The organism is Thauera sp. 27 (genome assembly GCF_000310125.2).
GTDB classification, from domain to species: Bacteria; Pseudomonadota; Gammaproteobacteria; order Burkholderiales; family Rhodocyclaceae; genus Thauera; species Thauera mechernichensis.
Genome location: NZ_AMXB01000015.1, coordinates 8798 through 28921 on the forward strand (window position 1 = coordinate 8798; position 20124 = coordinate 28921).

Consider the following 20124-nt stretch of genomic DNA (forward strand, 5'->3'; position numbering starts at 1 on the left):
CATGGTGACGGTACCGCAGCGAGTGGGTCTAGGCCGGATCCGGTGATGGCTCCCCGACCAGATTGCCCAGATGTGTCGAGCCCACGCGTATGGCGCGCTGGGCGAACCGAGACAAGCTGTCGTTGGCTTCTGCTTTCGGCCGCAGCAGGTAGGTGATCAACTGCGGCGACAGCCCGGCCAGTGGTCGCATCAACACGCCGAGTGGGCGATAGGCCACGATCTGTGCGGTCGGCGCCAAGCCGGTGCCGTAGCCCGCAGCCACGAGCGTCATCATCAAGGCCGAGGACGCGACGCGCTCGGCCACGATTGGGGCGTCGGTCACGTCGTGAAGGATGCGATCGACTTGCAGATGGATGCCCGCGCAGGCAGTCGGATCCCATAGCACCATCGGGTAGCGCCTCGCCTCGGGCAACGGGACGTGCGTGTAGGCGAGGAGGGGAGAGCGCGCCGGCACTGCGAGCGCAAGCGGTTCCCGCCAGACGGGCTTGGCAGTCAATCCGCTGCTCGCCTCGCATGACGTCGCCAAGCCGACATCGTACAAGCCAGTCAGCAAGCCCTCGATTTGGCGACCAAGGTTGGTTTCGGACAGCGAAAGCTCAACGCATGCTGCGGCAGGCATTTCGGTGGATTCGGGTACGGATTTGCCTTCGGCTTCGCCGGAGGCGATCAGGTCCCGCGGTGGCAGCGTCGATGCGGACGGCGCGATGCCGCGCGCCCGGTCGATCTGTTCGGCCACCATGAAGGCCGCCTCCAGTTCGCCGATGCCGTACCGGCGCATGAGCTGGTAGCGCTCCGCTTTCTCCTCGGGCTCCGTTTGTGCGAGCGCCAGATACAGGCTCGGCGGCACGGCGCGGAACAGTACCTCCATCGACTTCGAAAGGATCACACCCTCGCTGAACTTGCCCGCTTCCTTGCGGGCGGACAGCATCAGCGCCTTCTGTGCCGGCGACAGTTCGCGGAAGCGCGCGATATTCTCCACCTCGTCGGGCGGCATGGAGAGGCAGATCCACCACTCGATCATGTTGAGCATCGGCTCGGCCGCCTTCGGCAGGTCGTCGATGTTCTGTGTCGCGAGCCAGTACCAGGCGCCCAACTTGCGCCACATCTTGGTGATCTTGACCACGTAGGGCGCGAGCAGCGGGTTCCTGGTGATGATGTGCCCCTCGTCGGTCACGTTGATGATCGGCCGCCCGAGGAACTGGTCGCGCTCGGCGATGTTGTTGACGGTGTTGATCAGCGAGATGTAGGCGATCGAGAGCTGGGCGTTGTAACCCTCGCGCGCGAAGGTCGCCAGGTCCACGATGGTGATGTCAGCCTCGGGCCAGGGCGTGCCGGGCCGGTCGAACATCTCGCCGTCGGCGCCCTGGCAGAACATGTCCATCGCGTCGGCCATCTCCAGCAACCGCCCGCGCCTGGCTTCCGGCAGGTTGGGATCGTGCCCGCGCTCGCGCAGCGCATCGCGCACGTCGCGGGTCAGCACCGTGCGCTTCTCGCCACCTTCGCAGTGGCAGCGCCGAGCGGCCTCGAGGATGCACTGGCGGATCAGGCTGCGGTCGGCGCGCGTCATGCGCGCTTCCTCCTTGTCCTCGCCGCCGGTGATCATCAGCCGCGCGGTGATCTCCAACTCGCCCAGCACGTCGCGCTGATCGTCGCCCCCGGTCGCGCCGGCCTTGGCGAGGTCCTCGTCGAGCGCGTCGGCATCCAGTGTCTGCACCTGGCTCGGCGTATCGACCAGGCGCCAGGCATCGGCGAACGGCGCCAGGCTGACGCCCGCACCCGGGGCGAGCCGCACGCGGTGAACGGACAGGCCCAGCCGCCCAGCGAAGTCGCCGAACAGGCCGAAGCTGTTGCCGGCCTCGACGATGAAGAGGCGGGGCCGATAGATCGCCGTGACCTGGTTGAGGATGTTGTTGAGCGTGGCCGACTTGCCCGATCCGGTCGGGCCGAACAGGAACAGGTGGGCATTCATCTGCCGGTCGAGCCGGTTCAGCGGGTCGAAGGTGATCGTGCCGCCGCCCCGGTTGAAGAAGGTGATGCCGGGGTGCCCGGTGCCCTGGCTGCGGCCCCATACCGGCGCGAGGTTCGCCGCGTGCTGCGCGAACATGAGCTGCGTGTACCACTGGCGCCTGTCGGCGGCCGGATCGAACACGCAGGGCAACCAGCGCAGGTAGGTGTTGAGTGGCGCCACCTCGTCTTCTTCGCGCACCGGCTGCAGGCCGGCGTTGAGCAGAACGTTCGTGAGCTGCAGGCCGCGGGCATCGAGCTGCGCCCGATCGTGCCCGCGCTGGTAGAAGGCCAGCGCCCCCCGGTACAGCTTGTGCGCGCTGCCGATCAGGCCGCGCGCCTGCTGCACGTCCTGGCGGGCCTGCTCCGAGGCCAGGGTCTCACCCACGGCCTTGCGCGCCAGGTGGTTGAGATGGGCCTCCAGCACGTCCTGCGGCGTGACGACCAGCGTCAGGCACATCACCGTGTCCTCGGGCAACTGGTCGAACAGCGCGTTCATCGCATCGCCACCCTTGCGGGTCTCGCCCGTCAGGTGGCCGGTGGTGGGCGGCATGCGCAGGCGATCCACGACGATGACCCGGTGCGGCATGCCGTCGAAGAACCACAGACCGGCCGCCACGTCCGAGCGTGGCTGGCCGAAGAACAGGCGCTGGGCGAAGTCGGTGCCGCTGGCCAGCTCGATCTCGCCATCGTCCAGTTCGTCGGGGTAGCGCGTCAGCGCGTAGAAGTGCTCGCGATCCTCGGGCTCCGTTCCAAGCATGCTCGGATCGGGGTTGAACCAGCGCAGCAGCCAGTCGTGGATGTCGGCCGCGCCCATGCGCCTGGCCTTTACCCCGGCATTGGCCAGACCGCCGACGAGGCGATCGCAGATCGTCGTCAATGCCTGCTCGGGGGACTGTCCGTGCCGCATCGATGCAGCGTCCGGGGTGCGCCGGTAGACCATCATGCGCACGCGCCGGGTCTGGCCGCGCCACGGCAGGCGCGTCACCGTGGTGTCCTCGAACAGGCCGCCCGGCTTGGCGATCGCACGCAGGTGGTGGGACATCGAGCGCAGGTAGAACGCGCTGAACGTGCTGCCCCGCGCGCGAGAATGCAGATAGCTCGTCAGCGTGCGCAGGTAGTGGTCCCAGTCGGTCTCGTCCTGCGCGTAGAGCTGGATCACCCAGGGGTTCTCGTCCAGTTCATCGAAGGAATCCTGCAGCGCATTCTCCAGGGCATCGCGCGCCTGCCACAGCCAGGCCAGCTCGCGCCCTTCGGTGCCGATCGGCAGGAGCTCGAAGAACGCCGCCACCGACTGGCCGTCCTCCAGCAGCACGCATTTCGAGCCGGGCAGGTACTCGACCCAGGGAAGCAGGTCGGCGAAGGAGGGGGCGACGTCGTAGAGCGCGGCATGGTCGGCCTGCGTGGCCGGCCGGCGTCGTTCGTGTTCGAGTGCGGCGCCTGGCGCATCGATGCCGTGCGCGGCCAGGCCCGCTACATGCCGCTCCCAGGCATCCGGCTCCACGGCGGCTGGCTCCGGTGCGCGAGCTGAGCTGCGCGGCCACGGCAGCTTCCAGCCCATCAGTAGTCCTCCACTCGCTCGCCGGGCATCGCATACTGCACCCGCTGGTAGAGCGGAAACACCGTGCTGTAGCCGGGTACGGGTACCGGATCGGTGCCGGCCAAGTGTGGGAAGACGTACATCACCAGGTCGGGGTTCGGCAGGCGGTGGAACTGGCGGTGGATCTCGTTGGCCGCAGTGCGGGTGTAGGCCGTTCTCAAGGTGGGCGCCGCCCGCGCGTCGGCCTCGGTGAGCGGCCGGCGCAGGCTCTGGCGCGCATCGAGCAACTGGCGACCGGCCTGACCGCCCGGGCCGCCCCCGGTCTCGTGCTGCCAGATATCGAGCATGGTGCGCTCGCCACGCGGCAGCAGCTTCTCCGAATGGGTCGCGCAGCCGCCGAGGGCGATCGAGGCGACGACGACAAGCAAGACCATCGGCCGGTCAATCCAGGTCGAGCGCATGCGTTTCACCCAGTTGGTGGTTCACACGACGCCCCTTGGCGTCGTAGTCGATGGCGATCGGCTGCTCCAGATGTACGGCCACCCGGGCGCCGGGCTGCACGTAGACCGCCGCGAAGGCCTGCCCGTAGAGCTTGTTCACCCAGTCGGCCATGTCGCGCACGCCGCCGGCGAGGATGCGGCCCATCGCCTCATTGCCGCTGATGCCGACCGTACCCAGCGAACCGTTACTGTTGGAGACCACGGCCACGCTGCCATTGTCGGACTGGATGAGCGAGGCCGCCCCTGCGCCGGCCGCGGTGATCAGGGCCTGCGAGCCGAGGTACTGCTGGGCGTTGCTGCGCCGCTCGCCGGAGACGCAGGGGATGCCGTAGGGGTCACTGATCCAGCCCAGGCCGTCCTGCAGGCTGGTGCCGTGCCGGCTGCGGCTGCCGTCGTCCTCTGGCACCGAGCGGATGGTGCCGTCGTGGAACACGAAGGTGATGGCGCGGATCTGCCCGCGCACGCACGAGAGCGTCCAGTCGCCCGAGGCCGTGCCGCTGACGACGGCGCCGGCCACGTCGGGGATCTCGATGCCGTTGGCGGTGAGATTGTCGGCACCGATCAGCACCTTGAAGGGATACGGGTCGTTGACCGTCCCGTCGATGGGGACGCGGCCGATCAGCGCGGTCATCGCGACCGAGCCCATCAGCGTGGCGTTCGCGGGCACGGTATAGACGGCCTGGGTCGCGCTTCCCGCCGCTCGTGCGGCCTTGTCGCCAGCGCCGCCGGTGGCCGTCGGCGGCGCCGACTCCGCCGGACCGAAGCTGCTGGCGAAGCTGGGCAACAGCGTGCCGGAGGAGCCGCCCTTGCCGTCGTGCCCGGCATCGTCCGGTTCGATCCAGCGGATGTCGTCCTTGCCGAGCCGCAGGCCATCGTTCTCGCCGAGACCCAGGCCGATCGGCAGGTCGGAGGACTCGGCCTTGCCGGACAGGCCGTCCAGGCGTCGCTGCAGTTCCTGCATCAGCCCCTGCGTCTGCTGCCGGTCACTGGCGGCCTGGCTGCGCTCCTGCTCCAGGCGGCGACGTTCGCCGTCGAGGGCGCTCTGGATGCGCTGGTCGATCGCCCCCTCGCGGGCGCGCAGGCGCTCGTTCTCGGCCTTGTGCTGGCGGTTGTCGCCCAGCGCGGTCTGCAGCTCGGTGCGCAGCTGCCTGACCTGCGCTACCAGCGTGGCGACGGTATCGCGCGCCGTGTCGCCCGCGATGCCCAGCGCCTTCATCTCCTCGGGCGTGAGATGGCCAGTTGCATCCGGCGCGCCCGACTCAGCGTCGCCACCGGAGAACAACTTGACCCCGACGAACACCAGCAGCAGCGCCATCGGGATCAGCAGCCACTTCAGGAGCGGGTTACTTGTCATGGGAGCCCCTCCCGGCCGCAGCGGCCGGCGGCAGGTTCATGCCGGCATCGATCGGACTCAGCGTCGGCAGCAGCGACTCGGCGAGGCCTCGGCTCCGGGTGACCAGATAGACCACCGTGGTGTCGGTCGAATCGCCCGCCGGCCCCAGGTCAGGGTGTTGGAACGTCGCCGCCACGAAGTCGCCCTGCAGCGCTCGCGGATCGAGTTCGAGCCAGCGGGACGAGGTATTGGTCAGGCGTACTGCGGTCACCCACTGGTCCTCCAGCCGCCATGCCGCCATGGCGCGGGCCCGGACCGGCAGCGCGGGCAGCAGCGTCTCCAGGGCGAGGTCGCGTCGCAGGTTCACGCGCCCGATGCCGGCGACGGGCTCGACCGTGCGCAGCGGCGCGTAGAGGTTCTGCGCCGCGTAGCGGGTCAGGATCACGGGTACCGGCGTCTGCCGGCGTGTGGCGGGCTGCGCGGCCTCGGTCGGCTCGTTCGTGCCGGCGGCACGTCCGTGTCCGGTGGTCGCATCAATGGAGACGATGCGCACCGGCTCGAGCGGCGGTTCGCCGTTCCTCGCGTCCTCGGCGGCGATGTCGAGCAGCATGATGGCGCCGGATTCCACGTCCTGCAGTTGCAGCCGCGTCGGTGCGATGGGCTCGCTTGCCCGCAGGTAGATCGCGCCGCCCGCGCTCTGCACGCGCAGGCGATCGCCCAGGCTCGCGGGCAGGCCGACGCGCACGTTGCGGTCGACGAAGACCACGCGTTCCTGGCCGACCACCAGCGGCACGGCCAGCGGCAGGCGCTCCCAGCGCAGGATCTCGATGGCGTGACCGGACGGCACCGGGCCGAGGCCCACCAGCAGTCCGGCCGCGATGATGAGGACGAGACGTTTCATGGATTGCCTCCATGCGGGAAACCAGTGCCCCCGCTGGGCGTGGCGGCCGGCGATTGCTCCTGCGGTGGCGCCTCGATGCGCTGCGGCGCGCCGGCATAGCAATCCAGCGCCAGGCCGAAGGGGTTGCGCTGGGGATCGACGTCCTGGCGAACCACCTTCAGCGGATAGCGCACCGTCGCACGCTTGACCTGTTCGCCCCCGTGATACTCGTCGGTGCTCACGTCGAGCGTCACGACCCAGTCGCGGCTCGAAACCGTCGTCACCCGCGCGGTGGGGTTGTCGCCGTAGCCGCGGCCCGGGATCTCGTAGATGCCGCGCACCCGCTGGCGCAGCTCGCCGCTGCGGCGACGATGCTCGTAGTCCTGGCGCAGGAAGACCTGGCAGGCGGGCGTGAAGTAGGCCGACAGCGCGTGCAGGTTGCGCGCATAGTCCTCCTCGCCGTTCGTGGGCCAGCGCTGCACCTGTTGCCAGACGTAGAACGCGAACGTATAGACGCTCTCGGGCGGTACGTCCCACCACTTGCGGGTGCTGCCGGAACGCAGGTCCGGCGGCACATGGATGGTGAGCTGCTTGGGCGCACTCCACCACCCGAAACCGAGCAGCAACGCCACCACGAACAGCGCGCCAGCGGCCAGGCGCAAGGTGCGCACGTGCGCCTGCAGGTGGAGGACTTCGTTCCTGACGCGGCTCATGTCGCACCTCGTCCGCGAGCGCGCCAGGTGGTCCTGTGCGTCGTCCAATGGCCCGAGCGGGTGATGAGGCCGTGCTCCCCGAGCCAGGACGCCATCAGCGGATGCCTCAGCGCCAGACGCCACTGCAGTTGCCGGTACAGCCAGGTGTCGGGCCGGCCGCGCTTCTGGCGGCGCAGGAAACCACCGCCGGCAAAGACACCCAGCGCGACACCGGCCACGACCACCGTGGGCACCATGGCGATGCTGTGCGTGGCCCAGGCCAGCGGCACGCCGACGACGAACCCCGCCACGGCGGACAACCCGGCGCAGATCCACAGTTCGTCGGCGGTCAGGCCCCGCACCACGACTGGCTGGCGGTTCAGCCGGTGCGGCAGGAAGGTCACCAGCCCGTCGCGTGCGGTATCGGTCGAAGCGGCCATCACCAGCCGGCCCTTACAGGACGCCCGTGGCCTTGGTGAGCAGCCAGATGCCGACCACCAGCAGGATCGCCCCCACGGCCACCGTCAGTCCGAACTGGCCCCAGGTGGCGCGGCCGGTGTGGATCTCCGAGTAGCGCGTATAGGCGTGGTAGCACACGCCCACGAACATCGAGGCGACCACGAGCAGTGCGATCAGCAGAACGATGTCGTAGCCGTAGTTCTGCAGCGTCTGCATGATGCCGCTGCCCGTGCCACGCGATGGGTCCTCGATGGTCGGCAGACCCTGCGCCGTCGCCGACAGCGGCAGACCCAGCAAGGTCAACGGCGCGAGGATGGAAGTGGTGAGGCGACGGGAGATTGGATGGGGCTTCATGGTGATCGAACCTTTCGTGGCGGTCAGGACAGGAGGAAATAGGTCAGCACCAGGTACATCGCGACGAAGCGCACGACGACACCCAGGAACTGGCGTTGCGAGAGGTGTCGCTCGGCCCAGCCCGTGTAGGCGGTGCGCATGGCCCACACGCCCCACAGCAGCAGGACGGCGAACACGAGGCTGAGCATGGCCGTGGCGACGACCGAAGGGGCGAAGCCGCCGTTGGCCTGAAATGCGCTGATTTGGGCAGCGTTCATTGGGTAGCCTCCTCGTCGGAGGGGCGGTTGGACTGGCGGTAGTCGCCGAGCAGGTCGACCGGATCGCGCGGCTGGGCGCGCTGGGGTGTCAGGTAGTCGTGGATGCCGGCGCGGATGCGCTCGATGTCCTGGTGCAGGCGGGTGTAGTCGAAGTGGTAGCGGGCGCGTTCCTGCGGAGCGGTACCGGCGGCGTGCTCGGCGAGGTGGTCGATCAGGTTGAGCTGGCGGGTGAGCGCGGCCAGTTGCTCCCGCTCCAAGGCGTCGTCGGCAATCGCGGGTTGCAGGGCCGAGAGCGACACGGCCAGCAGCACGGCCGGCAAAGGCCATGCAGGTGCTCTGCGGTTGCTCTGTCCCATCGTGCCATTCCCCGTTTAAGCGGATGGCCAGATGCTGTGGCGCGTGCTCGCTTTGCGCCGCAGAGAATGGGAACTAAGGCATGACCGGATTTGTGGGCCGCGCTGGCCGACATTTGTGCAATGCCTGGTGGATTTTTTGTTGGCTAGCGTCTACCACCTTTTGCTAGAATTGAGCAAACTTGGCAATCAAAAGTCACGAAGGACCAAACCAGATGGTTTACAGATGAGTGAAGTCGAAAGCGAGATCCTCACGCTGGAGGAAGTCGCGGGCTACCTCAAAGCCGGCAAACGAACGGTCTATCGCCTTGCCCAGAAAGGAGAAATTCCGGCGTTCAAGCTTGGGGGAACCTGGCGTTTTCGCCGCTCGGAGCTGGATCGGTGGATCGCCGAAAGCATCAACAAGACGAAGCCGGAGGCCGAGTGAGCGCGGACCATGCCAGCCGCCGAATCACGCTCGGGGAAGAACAAGGGGAGGATTGCTGACGTGCCGGTTCCCATAATTGATCTCTTTGCTGGCCCGGGAGGGCTAGGGGAGGGATTTGCGTCCCTGCAGGGTCACAAGCGGCAGCCATTCTTCGAGATCGGCCTTTCCATTGAAAAGGATGCTGTCGCGCATCGCACGCTGACGCTCAGGGCAGTGTTCAGGCGTTTGCGTGGTACCAGGGACGTCAAGCACTATTACAGCTACATACGAGGCGAGATCGATGAGGCCGCGTTCCGCGGGATCCCTGCCGTGGCCAGCGCCTTCGAGCATGCTGCGACCGAGGCGAGGTGTCTGGAACTTGGCAAGTCCGATGAAGCCAATATCGATAGAGAAATTCGCGCTGCACTGAAGGGGCAGGAAACCTGGGTGCTGATCGGCGGCCCGCCCTGCCAAGCGTATTCTCTGGCAGGGCGCTCCAGACGCGCCAAGGACAAGGACTTTCACAACGATGAAAAGCACTTCCTCTACAGGGAGTACTTGAGAATCATCCGGGTGCACAAGCCCACGATCTTTGTGATGGAGAACGTCAAGGGTCTGCTTTCCTCGAAGCACTCCGGCGACCCAATGTTCGAGAAGATCATTGCAGATCTCTCGATGCCGACCGAGGGGCTCGAATATGAGATCCGCTCCTTCACCAAGGAGGGCGACGGCAGTTCGCTGGAACCCACCGACTACCTAATCCATTCGGAGCGCCATGGGATCCCTCAACGCAGGCATCGCGTGATTCTGCTCGGAGTGAGAAAGGGGCTGGACATGCCTCAACACCAGTTGCTGGCACCGGTAGCAAGGCCTGCCACGGTCAAGCAGGCCATTGACGATCTTCCCCGAATCCGCAGCAAGTTGTCGCGTGGCGATTCAGTGGAGGCATGGCGCAAGGCTGTTCAGGCTGCCCCCTCTTACGTCAAGGGATGGAGGACGGAAAACGAGTCGGTCATGATCGAGACAATGCGTGCCTTTGCCACTGCGGCAACCAGCACCACGACCGGTGGCGCCTTCATTTCACGATGCTACAGAAGGCCGAGGAAGCCGACCGAGCTTCAGCAATGGCTGCACGACCGAAGCCTGGGTGGCGTCTGTCAGCATGAAGCACGTGCGCACATGGCATCCGATCTTGCCCGCTATCTTTTCTCGGCCAGCTTTGCTCATTTATGGGGATATTGCCCACGGCTGGATGTGTTCCCTCCCAAGCTGCTTCCCGATCACATCAATGTGCATGTCGAGCGTGAATCCGAAGCCATCCCGTTCAAGGATCGGTTCCGCGTGCAGTGCAGGAACGAACCGTCCACCACGGTGGTGGCGCATATTGCCAAGGACGGGCACTACTACATCCACTACGACCCCTCCCAATGCAGAAGCCTCACGGTCAGGGAGGCAGCACGGCTCCAGACGTTTCCCGACAACTATGTCTTCGCGGGCAACCGCACGGAGCAGTACACCCAGGTCGGCAATGCGGTGCCTCCGTTGCTTGCCCACAAGCTGGCCAGGATCGTTCGCAGCCTTCTGAACGAAATGAGCAGGAGGAAGCGGAGGCAGGCTGGTGATGCCGTACAGAAGATACCGGCGGGAAGCGTGCGGCGAAACCTGCCGGAACAGCTTCCGGTGCTTGCCGATGCGGGCTAGTCAATGACCTGACCAATCACCAGGACATCCTCATCGCCATGCAGCCACTCCTCAACCGCTTGCGCAGTCTCCTCGACCGAATGTTTCAAGGCGCACTCCCAGACGACCGCCACGCGCCAGCCGAGCGCATGGAGCGCCTCCACGTGTCTCCTGTCGCGATCGACATTGCCCAGGAACTTCCGTCGCCAGAACTCTTCGTTGGTCCGGGGGGTGGTGGTGTAGCGGCAGCCTTCGTGCCGATGCCAGAAGCAGCCGTGGACGAACACCACCGCCCTGTGCTTCGGGAACACAAGGTCAGGGGTGCCGGGCAGCTTTTTGACATGAAGTCGATAGCGAAATCCCCTGGTAAAAAGAAGGGAGCGAAGGGTTCGTTCCGGCCAGGTGTTCTTTCGGCGAATGCTCGACATCATGCGGCTGCGCTGAGGGGTGGTCGGGACGCGCATGGCCTTGAGGGCATTTCACCTGGATGTCTGCAGAAACCGCCACTTCGCGCATCCTCAGCCAATCCAGTCGAGGGGGCGCGATCCGCGAGACGGCTTCTGGAAGCTTAGCATGCAGCTGATTCGCGAGAAATCACGAGGGGTATCTTGATGGCACGGGAACACAGACATCCACCAAGTGCGGCCTGCCTTTCGGCGTCGATGAGGGATCTGGGATACTCGCTCGAAACGGCCATCGCGGATCTGATCGACAACAGCATTTCTGCCTGCGCAGACAGGATCGACATCGTTTGCGACGTCTCCGGCGAGCAACCTCTTGTCGTCATTCTCGACAACGGTCGGGGAATGACGGAACGCGAGTTGTTGGCTGCCATGCGTCATGGAACCGGCAACCCCAGACAGCTTCGCTCACCAAAGGATCTCGGGCGCTTTGGTCTGGGGCTGAAGACGGCGTCGTTCTCTCAGTGCCGGTCCCTGACAGTGGTGAGTACGACGGGTGCTTCCATCTGCGGTGCCGAATGGAACCTGGATCGCATCGATGCCGCGGACGACTGGATCTTGAGCGTGCTTGATGAGCCCGATATCGCGGCACTGTCTTATGTCGAGCGGCTTGGCAAGCGCGGGACGGCAGTCATCTGGCGAGAACTCGACCGGCTGATGGAGGACGAGGCAGGTGATCGTCGGCAGGAAATCGTGAACGAGAAGCTCGAGGCGGTGGGTCGGCACCTTTCCCTCGTTTTTCACCGATTCCTTTCAGGCGAGGTCAAGGGGCATTCCAGAATTTCGCTCACCATCAATGGTCGTCCCATTGCCGCATTCGATCCCTTTTGCAGAAAGAACCCGGCCACCCAGGTCCTTCCCGAGGAAATCGTCCGCATAGGCGATGCCGAGGTGCGCCTGCAGCCCTACGTGCTGCCACATCACAGCCGTCTGTCCGCGTCCGAGTATGACTTCTATCAGGATCGCAGCGACTTTATCTCCAACCAGGGAGGTTATATCTATCGGAATGGGCGCCTGATGGCGTGGGGAGATTGGTTCCGACTGGTGCCCAAGGGTGAGGCCACCAAGCTGGCGCGAGTGCAGATCGACTTTCCCAACAGCCTGGACGAGGCATGGACCATCGATATCAAGAAGTCGCGCGCTCGTCCGCCACATGCGGTGCGTGAGCGATTGCGTCAGATCATCAGCAAGGTCACCACCCGCAGTGTGACGGTACACCGGGGGCGCGGGCAGAAGCTGTTTCAGGAATCCCAGGCGCCGTTCTGGGAGCGCTACGCCGATCATGATGGCATTCGGTTTGCGATCAACGATCAGCACCCGATCATCGCCTCACTGACAGGAAGACTTTCGCCAGAGGATGCAGACCTGCTCCACACGCTTCTTGATTCGGTTGCGGCCTCGCTGCCGGTGGAGATGATCTATTCCGATTACTCGACCCATCCGCGCGAGATCAACCAGAGGGCCGTGGATGAAAACCAGACTCTGGAGCGCCTGAAGAGTCTCAGGAAGGTACTCTACGGCGACGGGCCGGGCGATCCGAATGCCTTTCTCCAGATCGTGCGCTCGACGCACCTTTTCGATGGCCAGATCGAACTGGCCGAAAAATTCATCAGCGAGACCTTTGCATGAGCCTCACAGTCATCACGGAAGAGCGAAACATTGCCAACGCACTCATCTCAGGTCTTGCCAACATGGCCGAGACGCCGACGCGCGAGCAGGTGGAGGAAAAGGCGAGACAGATCGCCGCGATCTTCGGCTATACGGGTGATCTCCGCAATATCGTCACCGAGGCGATGATCTCGGTCGACACGCGCATGGGGGCCGGTGTTTCGCTGGTGGATGTCACTGCGAAGCATGATGATCAGTGGGTCCACAAGCGTGAGGATGTCGCCTGGACGTATGCGGAATCCTATGGAAACTTTCTTCTCAAGGAAGGCTGGCCACCGCAGATGGTCCAGTCGCTGAGCGATGTGACGACCCGCATTCTCGGCCACCTGCAGGATCCGTTGAGCGAGGGCACAACCTGGAACCGTCGCGGCCTTGTCATCGGTCATGTGCAGTCGGGCAAGACGGCCAACTACACCGGCCTGATAGCACGCGCCGCCGACGCCGGCTACAAGTTCATCATCGTCGTCGCCGGCATTCACAGCAATCTGCGCAAGCAGACGCAGCAGCGCATCGATGAGGCCTTCATCGGCCGGTCCAGCGATCCCGAGGATCGTCGCAACATCGGTGTCGGCCTCGCGCCGGGCTATCCGCACCCGGCCACCCTCACCAACATCAACGAGGACTTCAACAAGAACACGGCGGAAAAGAGCGGCTGGAAGATCAACGACTTCAGCAAGCCGATCATTCTGGTCATCAAGAAGAACGTCACGACGCTCTCGGCTCTTCACAAGTGGCTGAAGGAGCTGAACGCCGAGGGCGATGGCCGGATTTCCGACGTGCCGATGCTGCTGATTGACGACGAGGCCGACAACGCGTCGATCAACACGAACAAGGAGGATCTGGATCCGACCCGCACGAATGCGATGATCCGGCGCATCCTCGGGCTGTTCGCGAAATCGTGCTATGTCGGCTACACGGCGACACCGTTCGCCAACATCTTCATCAACCCCGACGCCTACGGCGATGATGTGCGTGAGGAGCTGTTCCCGCGCGATTTCATCTATTGCCTGGACGCACCAACGACGTACTTCGGTGCCGAGAAGGTGTTCCTCGACGAGGCGACCAGCCAATCGATCGTGAGGCCGATCGACGATTGCGAGGATCTCATCCCGTACGCCCACAAGCGTGACGATCCCGTCCACGAGTTGCCCCCCAGCCTCTATCGCGCACTCGACGAATTCATCGTCGCCCGCGCCATCCGGAACCTGCGTGGGCAGACCGGCAAGCATTGCTCAATGATGGTCAATGTGTCGCGCTTCGTGCCCGTTCAGAAGGCCGTGCGTGACTTCCTGAGTCTCAGGGAGAAGAAGATCAGGGAAGCGGTTCTCGCCAACTACGCGATGCCGGAAGAGGTTTCCTCAAGGAACGCGTACATGCAGGGCCTGAAGCACACCTTCGATACCGAGTATGCCGATGCTGGGTTTACCTGGGCGGAGGTGAAGGCTGCCCTCAGCGGCGTCTTTGAGCACCTCCACCTCTATGTCATCAACAGCAAGAGTGACGAGGTGCTCGACTACGCCCGCTACGCGAAGGAAGGAATCGGGTTGACCGCGGTCGCGGTCGGTGGTCTGAGCCTCTCCCGAGGCCTGACCATCGAGGGGTTGACCGTCAGCTACATGTACCGCAACACGAAGATGTATGACACCCTTATGCAGATGGGCCGCTGGTTTGGCTACCGGCCGGGCTTCGAGGACCTCTGCCGCGTCCATCTCTCGCGTGATTCGATCAACTGGTACTCCCACATCGCTGATGCCGCCGAAGAGCTTGTACAGCAGGTCAAGCGCATGCGGCGCGATCGCCTCAGCCCGAAGGATTTTGGCCTGTACGTCCGCTCGCATCCGGACAGTCTGCTGATCACGGCGGCGAACAAGATGCGATCCGGCCAGGAGGTCACGGTCGAGCAGAGTTTCAGTGGGCGATTGCGGGAGAGCTACATTGTCTCCACCGACCCCGACGTGAATTCCAGGAACCTTGCGCTGATCGCCGATCACTGGCGCAGTGGATTCGGCGGGCGACCGGAGGAGTCCACCGAAAAGGGCATCATCTTCAGGGACGTGCCCGTCGAGGTGATCGACGATTTCCTCACCCGGTTCGAATGCCATTCGACCTTTGCCGGACAGAAGTCGGACGTGGTGAGCTATCTCGAACGGATTGCGACGAAGCGCCCGCTGGCCGATGTTCTGCTGATTTCCCCTTCCGGTGGCTCAGGCGGTGAAAGCCCGTTCACCCTGAGGAATCAGGTGCGCGTCGTCGGGAAGGATCAGCCGAACGGCACTTCGTGGCGCTTGAACAAGGACAGGGTTGCCTCGCGTGGCGACGAGAAGCTCGGGCTCAGCGACACGCAACGAAATGAGGCCAAAACGCTCGCTGGCGGCGAAGATGGCTCAGGAGCGGTATCCGACACACATTACCGCATGGTTCGGAACAAGCCGCTCCTCATGATTCACAGCCTGGAGCCCAAGGGCGAGGCCGTGACGGGACCGATCGCCGCCTTCGGCGTCAGTTTTCCCTACGGGGACTATTCGACGACCATCAATGTCGTCGTGAACAAGGTCTGGCTCCAGCAGATGCAGGGTTACGCCGACGATCCTGACGAGGAGGATGACTACGATGCCTGAGTCCTCTCCGTGGGATGACATCGCCGTTCCGGGGGCGGACTTCAACGTCCGCCAGGTTGCGGTGGGAACGGCCGTGCCCTGTTTCTGGGGACGCGATGCCGGTGGCGCCTGCCTGTTCATCGTGGAGCTTCACGGCGACCACGCAGCCCAGTACCGGAAGAACGCGGTCACGGTGAACGGCATCGATGTCGATCTTCGTGCCGGAGATCAGGGGCAGCAGCACCTGGTTCTCGCCCTTGAAAGGCAGGTTGACCGCGATCTCTTCGAAGGACTGTGCCGCACCCTTGCGTCCTCGCTGGAGCACGCCACCGATTCGGCCAGCGCTCTCGCAGTCTCGCTGGCACACATCCGCCGTTGGAAGACCTTCCTATCAGGCCGAAGTCAGCACCTGTCCATCGAGGAAGTCCGCGGCCTCTTCGCCGAAATCGTCTTTCTGATGGAACTGATCGATCGACAGATGTCGAGCGGAGCCGCCGTCGAAGCCTGGCTCGGTCCGGAACGATCACATCAGGATTTCATCTTCGGCAACACAGCCGTCGAGGTCAAATCGCTCTCGGGTGCGGAGCGGAGCAGCGTCCGCATTTCATCGGAAGACCAGCTCGAATCCCTGAACGATGCACTGTTCCTGCGCGTGTACCGGCTGAGCAGTCTGGCCGACGCGGCAGGAGCCCGCTCGCTCAACGAGATCGTCACCGCAGTCCAGGCACGGCTCGGCGAGGCGGACGCCGTCGAGACCTTTGACCGGAAGCTGGTTGCGCACGGCTATGCGCCGCTCCCTGACTACGATGAGCCTCGCTTTGTCGTCAGCGACGTGCGCAGCTATCGTGTCGGTGACGGTTTTCCACGTCTGATGCGGTCGCAGCTGCCGACAGGGATTGCCAACGTGGCCTACGACATCAGGCTGGAAACGATTGCTCCGTACGAGTGTGACGAAGCAGCCATCTTCGGGGAGGATTGATGGAGCAGACCTGCGAAGAATTCTTCCACGACTTCCGACAGGAACTGTTGGCGGGCGCCGAAGCCAATGGCAGCTTCCAGCTCTCCGAGTTCATGGAGGCCATCGCGAACGACCTTGTCGAGACAGGCTTCACGGAAGGTTTCGAACTCTGCCATTTCCGGGCGCAGCGGGGCATGCGCGTGGACGGCTACTGGTTCAATGACGAAGGAGTTCTGGACCTCTTCATCGCGGACTTCGACTCCCGAAACGAGCTGGCATCGCTCACCAGAACAGAAGTGGCCGCGGCATTCAAGCGTGTTGCCAACTTCTTCGAGGCCAGTGCCAACAAGGGCCTGGCCGGCGAGCTGGAGGTCACATCGCCGGAGTACGGCCTTGCCAGGCAGATTGCGGATCGCAAGGACGCCATTCGGCAGGTCAACCTGGTTCTCTTCTCCGAGCGCACGCTCAGCGAGAAAATCCAGGCCCTTCCCGATACGGAAGTGGCAGGTGTTCCGGCTGCTCACCACATCTGGGACATCTCACGACTTCATCGTCAGCGAAGCTCCCGCAGCCACAAGGAGCCACTCGACCTCGACTTCGAGCAGATGTTCGGCAAGGGCATCGCCTGCCTTCCCGCACACCTGGGGACCGATGCCTACCAATCCTATCTCATGGTCATGCCTGCCGAAGTGCTGGCGACCCTGTACGAAAGATTCGGAGCGCGATTGCTTGAGCAGAACGTCCGAACATTCCTGCAGGCTCGCGGCAATGTGAACCAGGGAATCAGGGCAACGATCCTGAACGAACCTGGGATGTTCTTTGCCTACAACAACGGGATCACGGCCACTGCACAGAGTGTCGAGACAGGGATGACGGATTCCGGTCTGGCGATCACGAGGGTTGTCGACCTCCAGATCGTCAATGGTGGCCAGACCACTGCATCGCTGTTCCACACACGGAAGCGGGACAAGGCCGATCTTTCCCAGATATTCGTCCAGTTGAAGCTGTCCGTCATCGACAGCCTGGAGAGCGAAACGGTCGTTCCAAGGATATCGGAGTATGCGAACACCCAGAATCGGGTGAATGCCGCCGACTTCTTCTCGAACCACCCGTTCCATGTGCGGATGGAAGGGTTTTCCCGGCGGATCTGGGCGCCGGCGCAGAAGGGCGCCCCGCGCGAGACGAGGTGGTTCTATGAGCGCGCACGCGGCCAGTATGCCGATGCACAGTCGAAGCTCACACCTGCGGAGCAGCGTCGATTCAAGGCGGAGCATCCAAAGCCACAGATGTTCACGAAAACAGACCTTGCGAAGTTCGAGAATGTCTGGGATGACCACCCCAGGTGGGTGAATCTTGGCTCCCAGAAGAACTTTGCGCGCTACGCCGCCCGAATCGGCAGCGAGTGGGAGAAATCGTCCGACGCGTTCAACGAGTTCTATTTCAAGAGGGCCGTCGCGCGCGGGCTGATCTTCCGTGCCACGGAGCGCATCGTTTCTGCGCGACCCTGGTACAACGGCGGGTACCGAGCAAACATCGTGGCCTACACACTGGCGGTACTCGGAGACATCACGAAGCGCAGGAGGGAGAGCGTCGACTTTCTGGGCATCTGGAATGCACAGAAGGTCGACTCAGTGCTCGAAAGTGCCATCACTGCCGTGTCGGGGGTCGTGAACGACGACATCATCAGACCCCCGCAAGGCATTTCCAACATTTCCGAGTGGTGCAAGAAGGATGCGTGCTGGACGAGGATACAGGCTCGTACCGACGCCATCGCCAATCTCCTCCCGCCTGAGTTCTACGATCGACTTGTTCCGCAAGATGATCAGGCAGCGATCGTGAAGACTGCGAAGCAGACGCAGAGGATCGACAACGGCATCGAGGCGCAGCGAAAAGTGCTGGCTGTTCCCGCTGCGGAATGGGCTCGCATCCATCAGTCGCTGCTTGAGAAGGATCTGCTCACGCCGAAGGAGGACGGCGTGCTCAGGGTGGCCATGCAGATACCTGCGAAAATTCCCACCGAGAAGCAGTGCGCGATTCTTCTCGACGCACTTGAAAAGGGGCGTGTGGAAGGGGTTGTGGTTGATGGCTAGGTTCTCAACGCGAGCGGGATGCCTTCTGCCAGCTCGAACATAAAGCGAAACATTTGCCTATGGGCTCAGCGGTCAGTAACTTTTTCGAATCACTCAACAAAGAAGAGGCCAAGCTGGTTCCTCGGCTGGCTGGCGATCGTCTTGGCATCCAACTCAGGTGCGCGCTGAGTGAGCTCGACTGGTACTACTACAACATCACAAGAACTCAAGAACCAACCTTCGAACAGCAAGAGCACTACTACATTCTCCAGCTTGGGGTGGTTCGACTGATCCATCTCGCGCTCAGCAGTCGTCCATCGTTCGATGTCCCGGTGGTCTCTTTTCCAAGGCGGCCCGAACTGTCGAAGGCCGTTCTGGAGCTTGCCTCAGCTCTGGGAATGATTCAACACGGTCGCCGTATCGCTCAGTACGTTGCCATGGGCGTGGGCGAAATTTCTGAAGGCGAGCAAGGCGAGTTCAACGTGATGCTGCCAGAAAAACTCGTCAACAGCTCCGGCCATGAGCAGGATGTCCTTGAGGGGTTTACATCTGAATCCAAGAAGCGATTCGAGCGTCTCATGCAGGTGGAGCCGATTCGGAAGTTGGAGAGGGAAGTGGGGGAGAAGCTATCTGCCCTAGTTCGACCATGGGGAACTCATTTCATTGGATATGACGCCGATCCACTGCTCGACGACTACTTCTTCGGTCTGGCCTACCACAGTATCCAATTGCAGGAAGGTTTCGACAGCTTTCACTATGCCCTGAGGTTCGGAGGTGTGCGTTACCAGCACTATGTCCTCGCTCTCACCTTCTTGCTGTCGAATTCCATGAGGCACGAGAGATTTGCGGAAGCGCTGGTCAATAAGGATGGATCGATAAGGCTGGAGAACGTGCTCACCATTACCTCAGACGTTGAGCCGTTTATTGCAGATCTAAGGGAGGCAGTAAACTACTTTGGCAGCGCTTATGATGACTTCGAAGAATTAGGAGTGGATGAGGCGAGAACTGTGTTTGATGTTCTTTCCTGCGGTAGGCACAGCTTGGAGCTTGTGTCTGCGCCCGGCTCCCCGACGCCTCTGATTGTACAATGTTCTGAGCAGGGGTTCATTCGGTGTCTTTCGGGGGCGCGAAGCGAGCCTGTGAGGTATATGCTTGAGGCATTAAGGCTCCGTTTTCAGAAGGATTACGACCGAAATCAGTGCTCGAGAGAAGTGTCTCTGCAGAAGGCTGTCAAACGAATTCTGGGGGCGTCCTTCAATGGGCTTGAGTTTATTGAGAATTTAAAAGTTAAGTCCGACGGGAAAATGCTGACAGACATCGATCTTGTCGTGATTGAGAGAATTACTGGAATAATCCTGTTATGCCAATTGAAGCATCAGGATCTTTATGGATTCAATCTTCATGCGGAGCGAACCCGCGGCGGCCGTCTTGTGGAACAGGTCGATGGATGGCTGCAAACCGTCGACAGTTGGCTCCAAAGCGTTGGGCAGGAAGGATTCCGAGGTGCTCTGCGGCTTCGCGCTACCATTCCAGATCTTCAGATTTATCGAATGGTTATCGCAAGGCATTATGCTCATCAGTTGAAGGATATTGCCTTGCTGCGGAAGGCGCTTTATGCAAATTGGCCTCAACTGCTGTTGGCGACAGAAATCGCGTCACGGGAGTCCGCTGAACGTGGATTGATTGAACTTGTCGAGCGGATCGTTGAGATTCCCAATTTGCAGTCTGCTTATGAACATCAACCTGAAAGTCGAGCGAAGTGGACTGTGGGTGGTCTGACTTTCTCGACGTTCCAAGCAGGCTGCTGAATGATATGGAAATTGAATAGAAGCTCCGCCAAGCACGGATGCTTTTTAGAATATCGCTGCCGTGATATTCGTGGTCATCGCAAGCCCCCTGCGGGCTAAGCAACG

17 protein-coding genes are annotated in these 20124 nt (G+C 62.8%); 7 read left to right on the plus strand and 10 right to left on the minus strand.

Annotated elements, in window-relative coordinates; all coding sequences use genetic code 11:
- Positions 1-28: 28 nt before the first annotated feature.
- From B447_RS09880 to B447_RS09920, 9 genes are read right to left on the minus strand one after another with little or no spacing between them, the layout of a single operon-like run.
- Positions 29-3565 carry a conjugative transfer ATPase gene (locus tag B447_RS09880; RefSeq protein WP_002939212.1) on the minus strand — a complete coding sequence of 1179 codons (3537 nt, stop codon included), beginning with the start codon at positions 3563-3565 and terminating at the stop codon, positions 29-31.
- Positions 3565-4005: a TIGR03751 family conjugal transfer lipoprotein gene (locus B447_RS09885; RefSeq protein WP_037982637.1), complete on the minus strand. Its 441-nt coding sequence runs from the start codon at positions 4003-4005 to the stop codon at positions 3565-3567. Before B447_RS09885 ends, B447_RS09880 begins: the two co-directional genes overlap by 1 nt.
- The gene (locus B447_RS09890; RefSeq protein WP_002939220.1) at positions 3986-5398 is read right to left on the minus strand and encodes a TIGR03752 family integrating conjugative element protein; all 1413 of its coding nucleotides are present in this window, start codon (positions 5396-5398) and stop codon (positions 3986-3988) included. The genes B447_RS09885 and B447_RS09890 overlap by 20 nt, the downstream gene beginning before the upstream one ends.
- Positions 5388-6278: a TIGR03749 family integrating conjugative element protein gene (locus B447_RS09895; RefSeq protein WP_002939221.1), complete on the minus strand. Its 891-nt coding sequence runs from the start codon at positions 6276-6278 to the stop codon at positions 5388-5390. The genes B447_RS09890 and B447_RS09895 overlap by 11 nt, the downstream gene beginning before the upstream one ends.
- Positions 6275-6970, minus strand: a complete 696-nt coding sequence (locus B447_RS09900) for a PFL_4703 family integrating conjugative element protein (protein WP_002939224.1) — start codon at positions 6968-6970, stop codon at positions 6275-6277. The genes B447_RS09895 and B447_RS09900 overlap by 4 nt, the downstream gene beginning before the upstream one ends.
- Positions 6967-7389, minus strand: a complete 423-nt coding sequence (locus B447_RS09905) for a TIGR03750 family conjugal transfer protein (protein ID WP_002939225.1) — start codon at positions 7387-7389, stop codon at positions 6967-6969. The genes B447_RS09900 and B447_RS09905 overlap by 4 nt, the downstream gene beginning before the upstream one ends.
- A gap of 13 nt (positions 7390-7402) precedes the next feature.
- On the minus strand, positions 7403-7762 hold the full coding sequence (locus B447_RS09910; protein ID WP_002939228.1) for a TIGR03745 family integrating conjugative element membrane protein: 360 nt from the start codon (positions 7760-7762) through the stop codon (positions 7403-7405).
- A 23-nt stretch (positions 7763-7785) separates the two neighbouring features.
- Positions 7786-8019, minus strand: coding sequence for a TIGR03758 family integrating conjugative element protein (locus B447_RS09915; RefSeq protein ID WP_002939232.1), 234 nt, complete (start codon positions 8017-8019; stop codon positions 7786-7788).
- The gene (locus tag B447_RS09920; RefSeq protein WP_002939236.1) at positions 8016-8375 is read right to left on the minus strand and encodes an integrative conjugative element protein, RAQPRD family; all 360 of its coding nucleotides are present in this window, start codon (positions 8373-8375) and stop codon (positions 8016-8018) included. Before B447_RS09920 ends, B447_RS09915 begins: the two co-directional genes overlap by 4 nt.
- A gap of 31 nt (positions 8376-8406) precedes the next feature.
- On the opposite strand from B447_RS09920, the gene B447_RS23030 reads away from it, so the two are divergent.
- Entirely contained in the window at positions 8407-8799 is a 393-nt protein-coding gene (locus B447_RS23030; RefSeq protein WP_443080966.1) for a helix-turn-helix domain-containing protein, read from the plus strand.
- Between the two features lie 9 nt (positions 8800-8808).
- Positions 8809-10479, plus strand: a complete 1671-nt coding sequence (locus B447_RS09930; RefSeq protein ID WP_002939240.1) for a DNA cytosine methyltransferase — start codon at positions 8809-8811, stop codon at positions 10477-10479.
- On the opposite strand, the gene B447_RS09935 is transcribed toward B447_RS09930, so the two are convergent.
- Positions 10476-10922, minus strand: a complete 447-nt coding sequence (locus tag B447_RS09935; protein WP_037982640.1) for a very short patch repair endonuclease — start codon at positions 10920-10922, stop codon at positions 10476-10478. The genes B447_RS09930 and B447_RS09935 overlap by 4 nt on opposite strands.
- Positions 10923-11069: 147 nt before the next feature.
- On the opposite strand from B447_RS09935, the gene B447_RS09940 reads away from it, so the two are divergent.
- Genes B447_RS09940 through B447_RS09960 form a run of 5 tightly spaced genes read left to right on the plus strand, consistent with a single transcriptional unit; the run spans position 11070 to position 20019 of the window.
- Positions 11070-12548 carry an ATP-binding protein gene (locus B447_RS09940; protein ID WP_037982642.1) on the plus strand — a complete coding sequence of 493 codons (1479 nt, stop codon included), beginning with the start codon at positions 11070-11072 and terminating at the stop codon, positions 12546-12548.
- Complete coding sequence (locus B447_RS09945; RefSeq protein WP_002939247.1) at positions 12545-15205, plus strand: Z1 domain-containing protein; 2661 nt, start codon at positions 12545-12547, stop codon at positions 15203-15205. Before B447_RS09940 ends, B447_RS09945 begins: the two co-directional genes overlap by 4 nt.
- Entirely contained in the window at positions 15198-16163 is a 966-nt protein-coding gene (locus B447_RS09950; RefSeq protein WP_002939251.1) for a PD-(D/E)XK motif protein, read from the plus strand. The genes B447_RS09945 and B447_RS09950 overlap by 8 nt, the downstream gene beginning before the upstream one ends.
- Complete coding sequence (locus B447_RS09955) at positions 16163-18232, plus strand: AIPR family protein (protein WP_002939258.1); 2070 nt, start codon at positions 16163-16165, stop codon at positions 18230-18232. Before B447_RS09950 ends, B447_RS09955 begins: the two co-directional genes overlap by 1 nt.
- A 59-nt stretch (positions 18233-18291) precedes the next feature.
- Positions 18292-20019, plus strand: coding sequence for a hypothetical protein (locus B447_RS09960; protein ID WP_002939272.1), 1728 nt, complete (start codon positions 18292-18294; stop codon positions 20017-20019).
- The last annotated feature ends 105 nt before the right edge of the window (positions 20020-20124 follow it).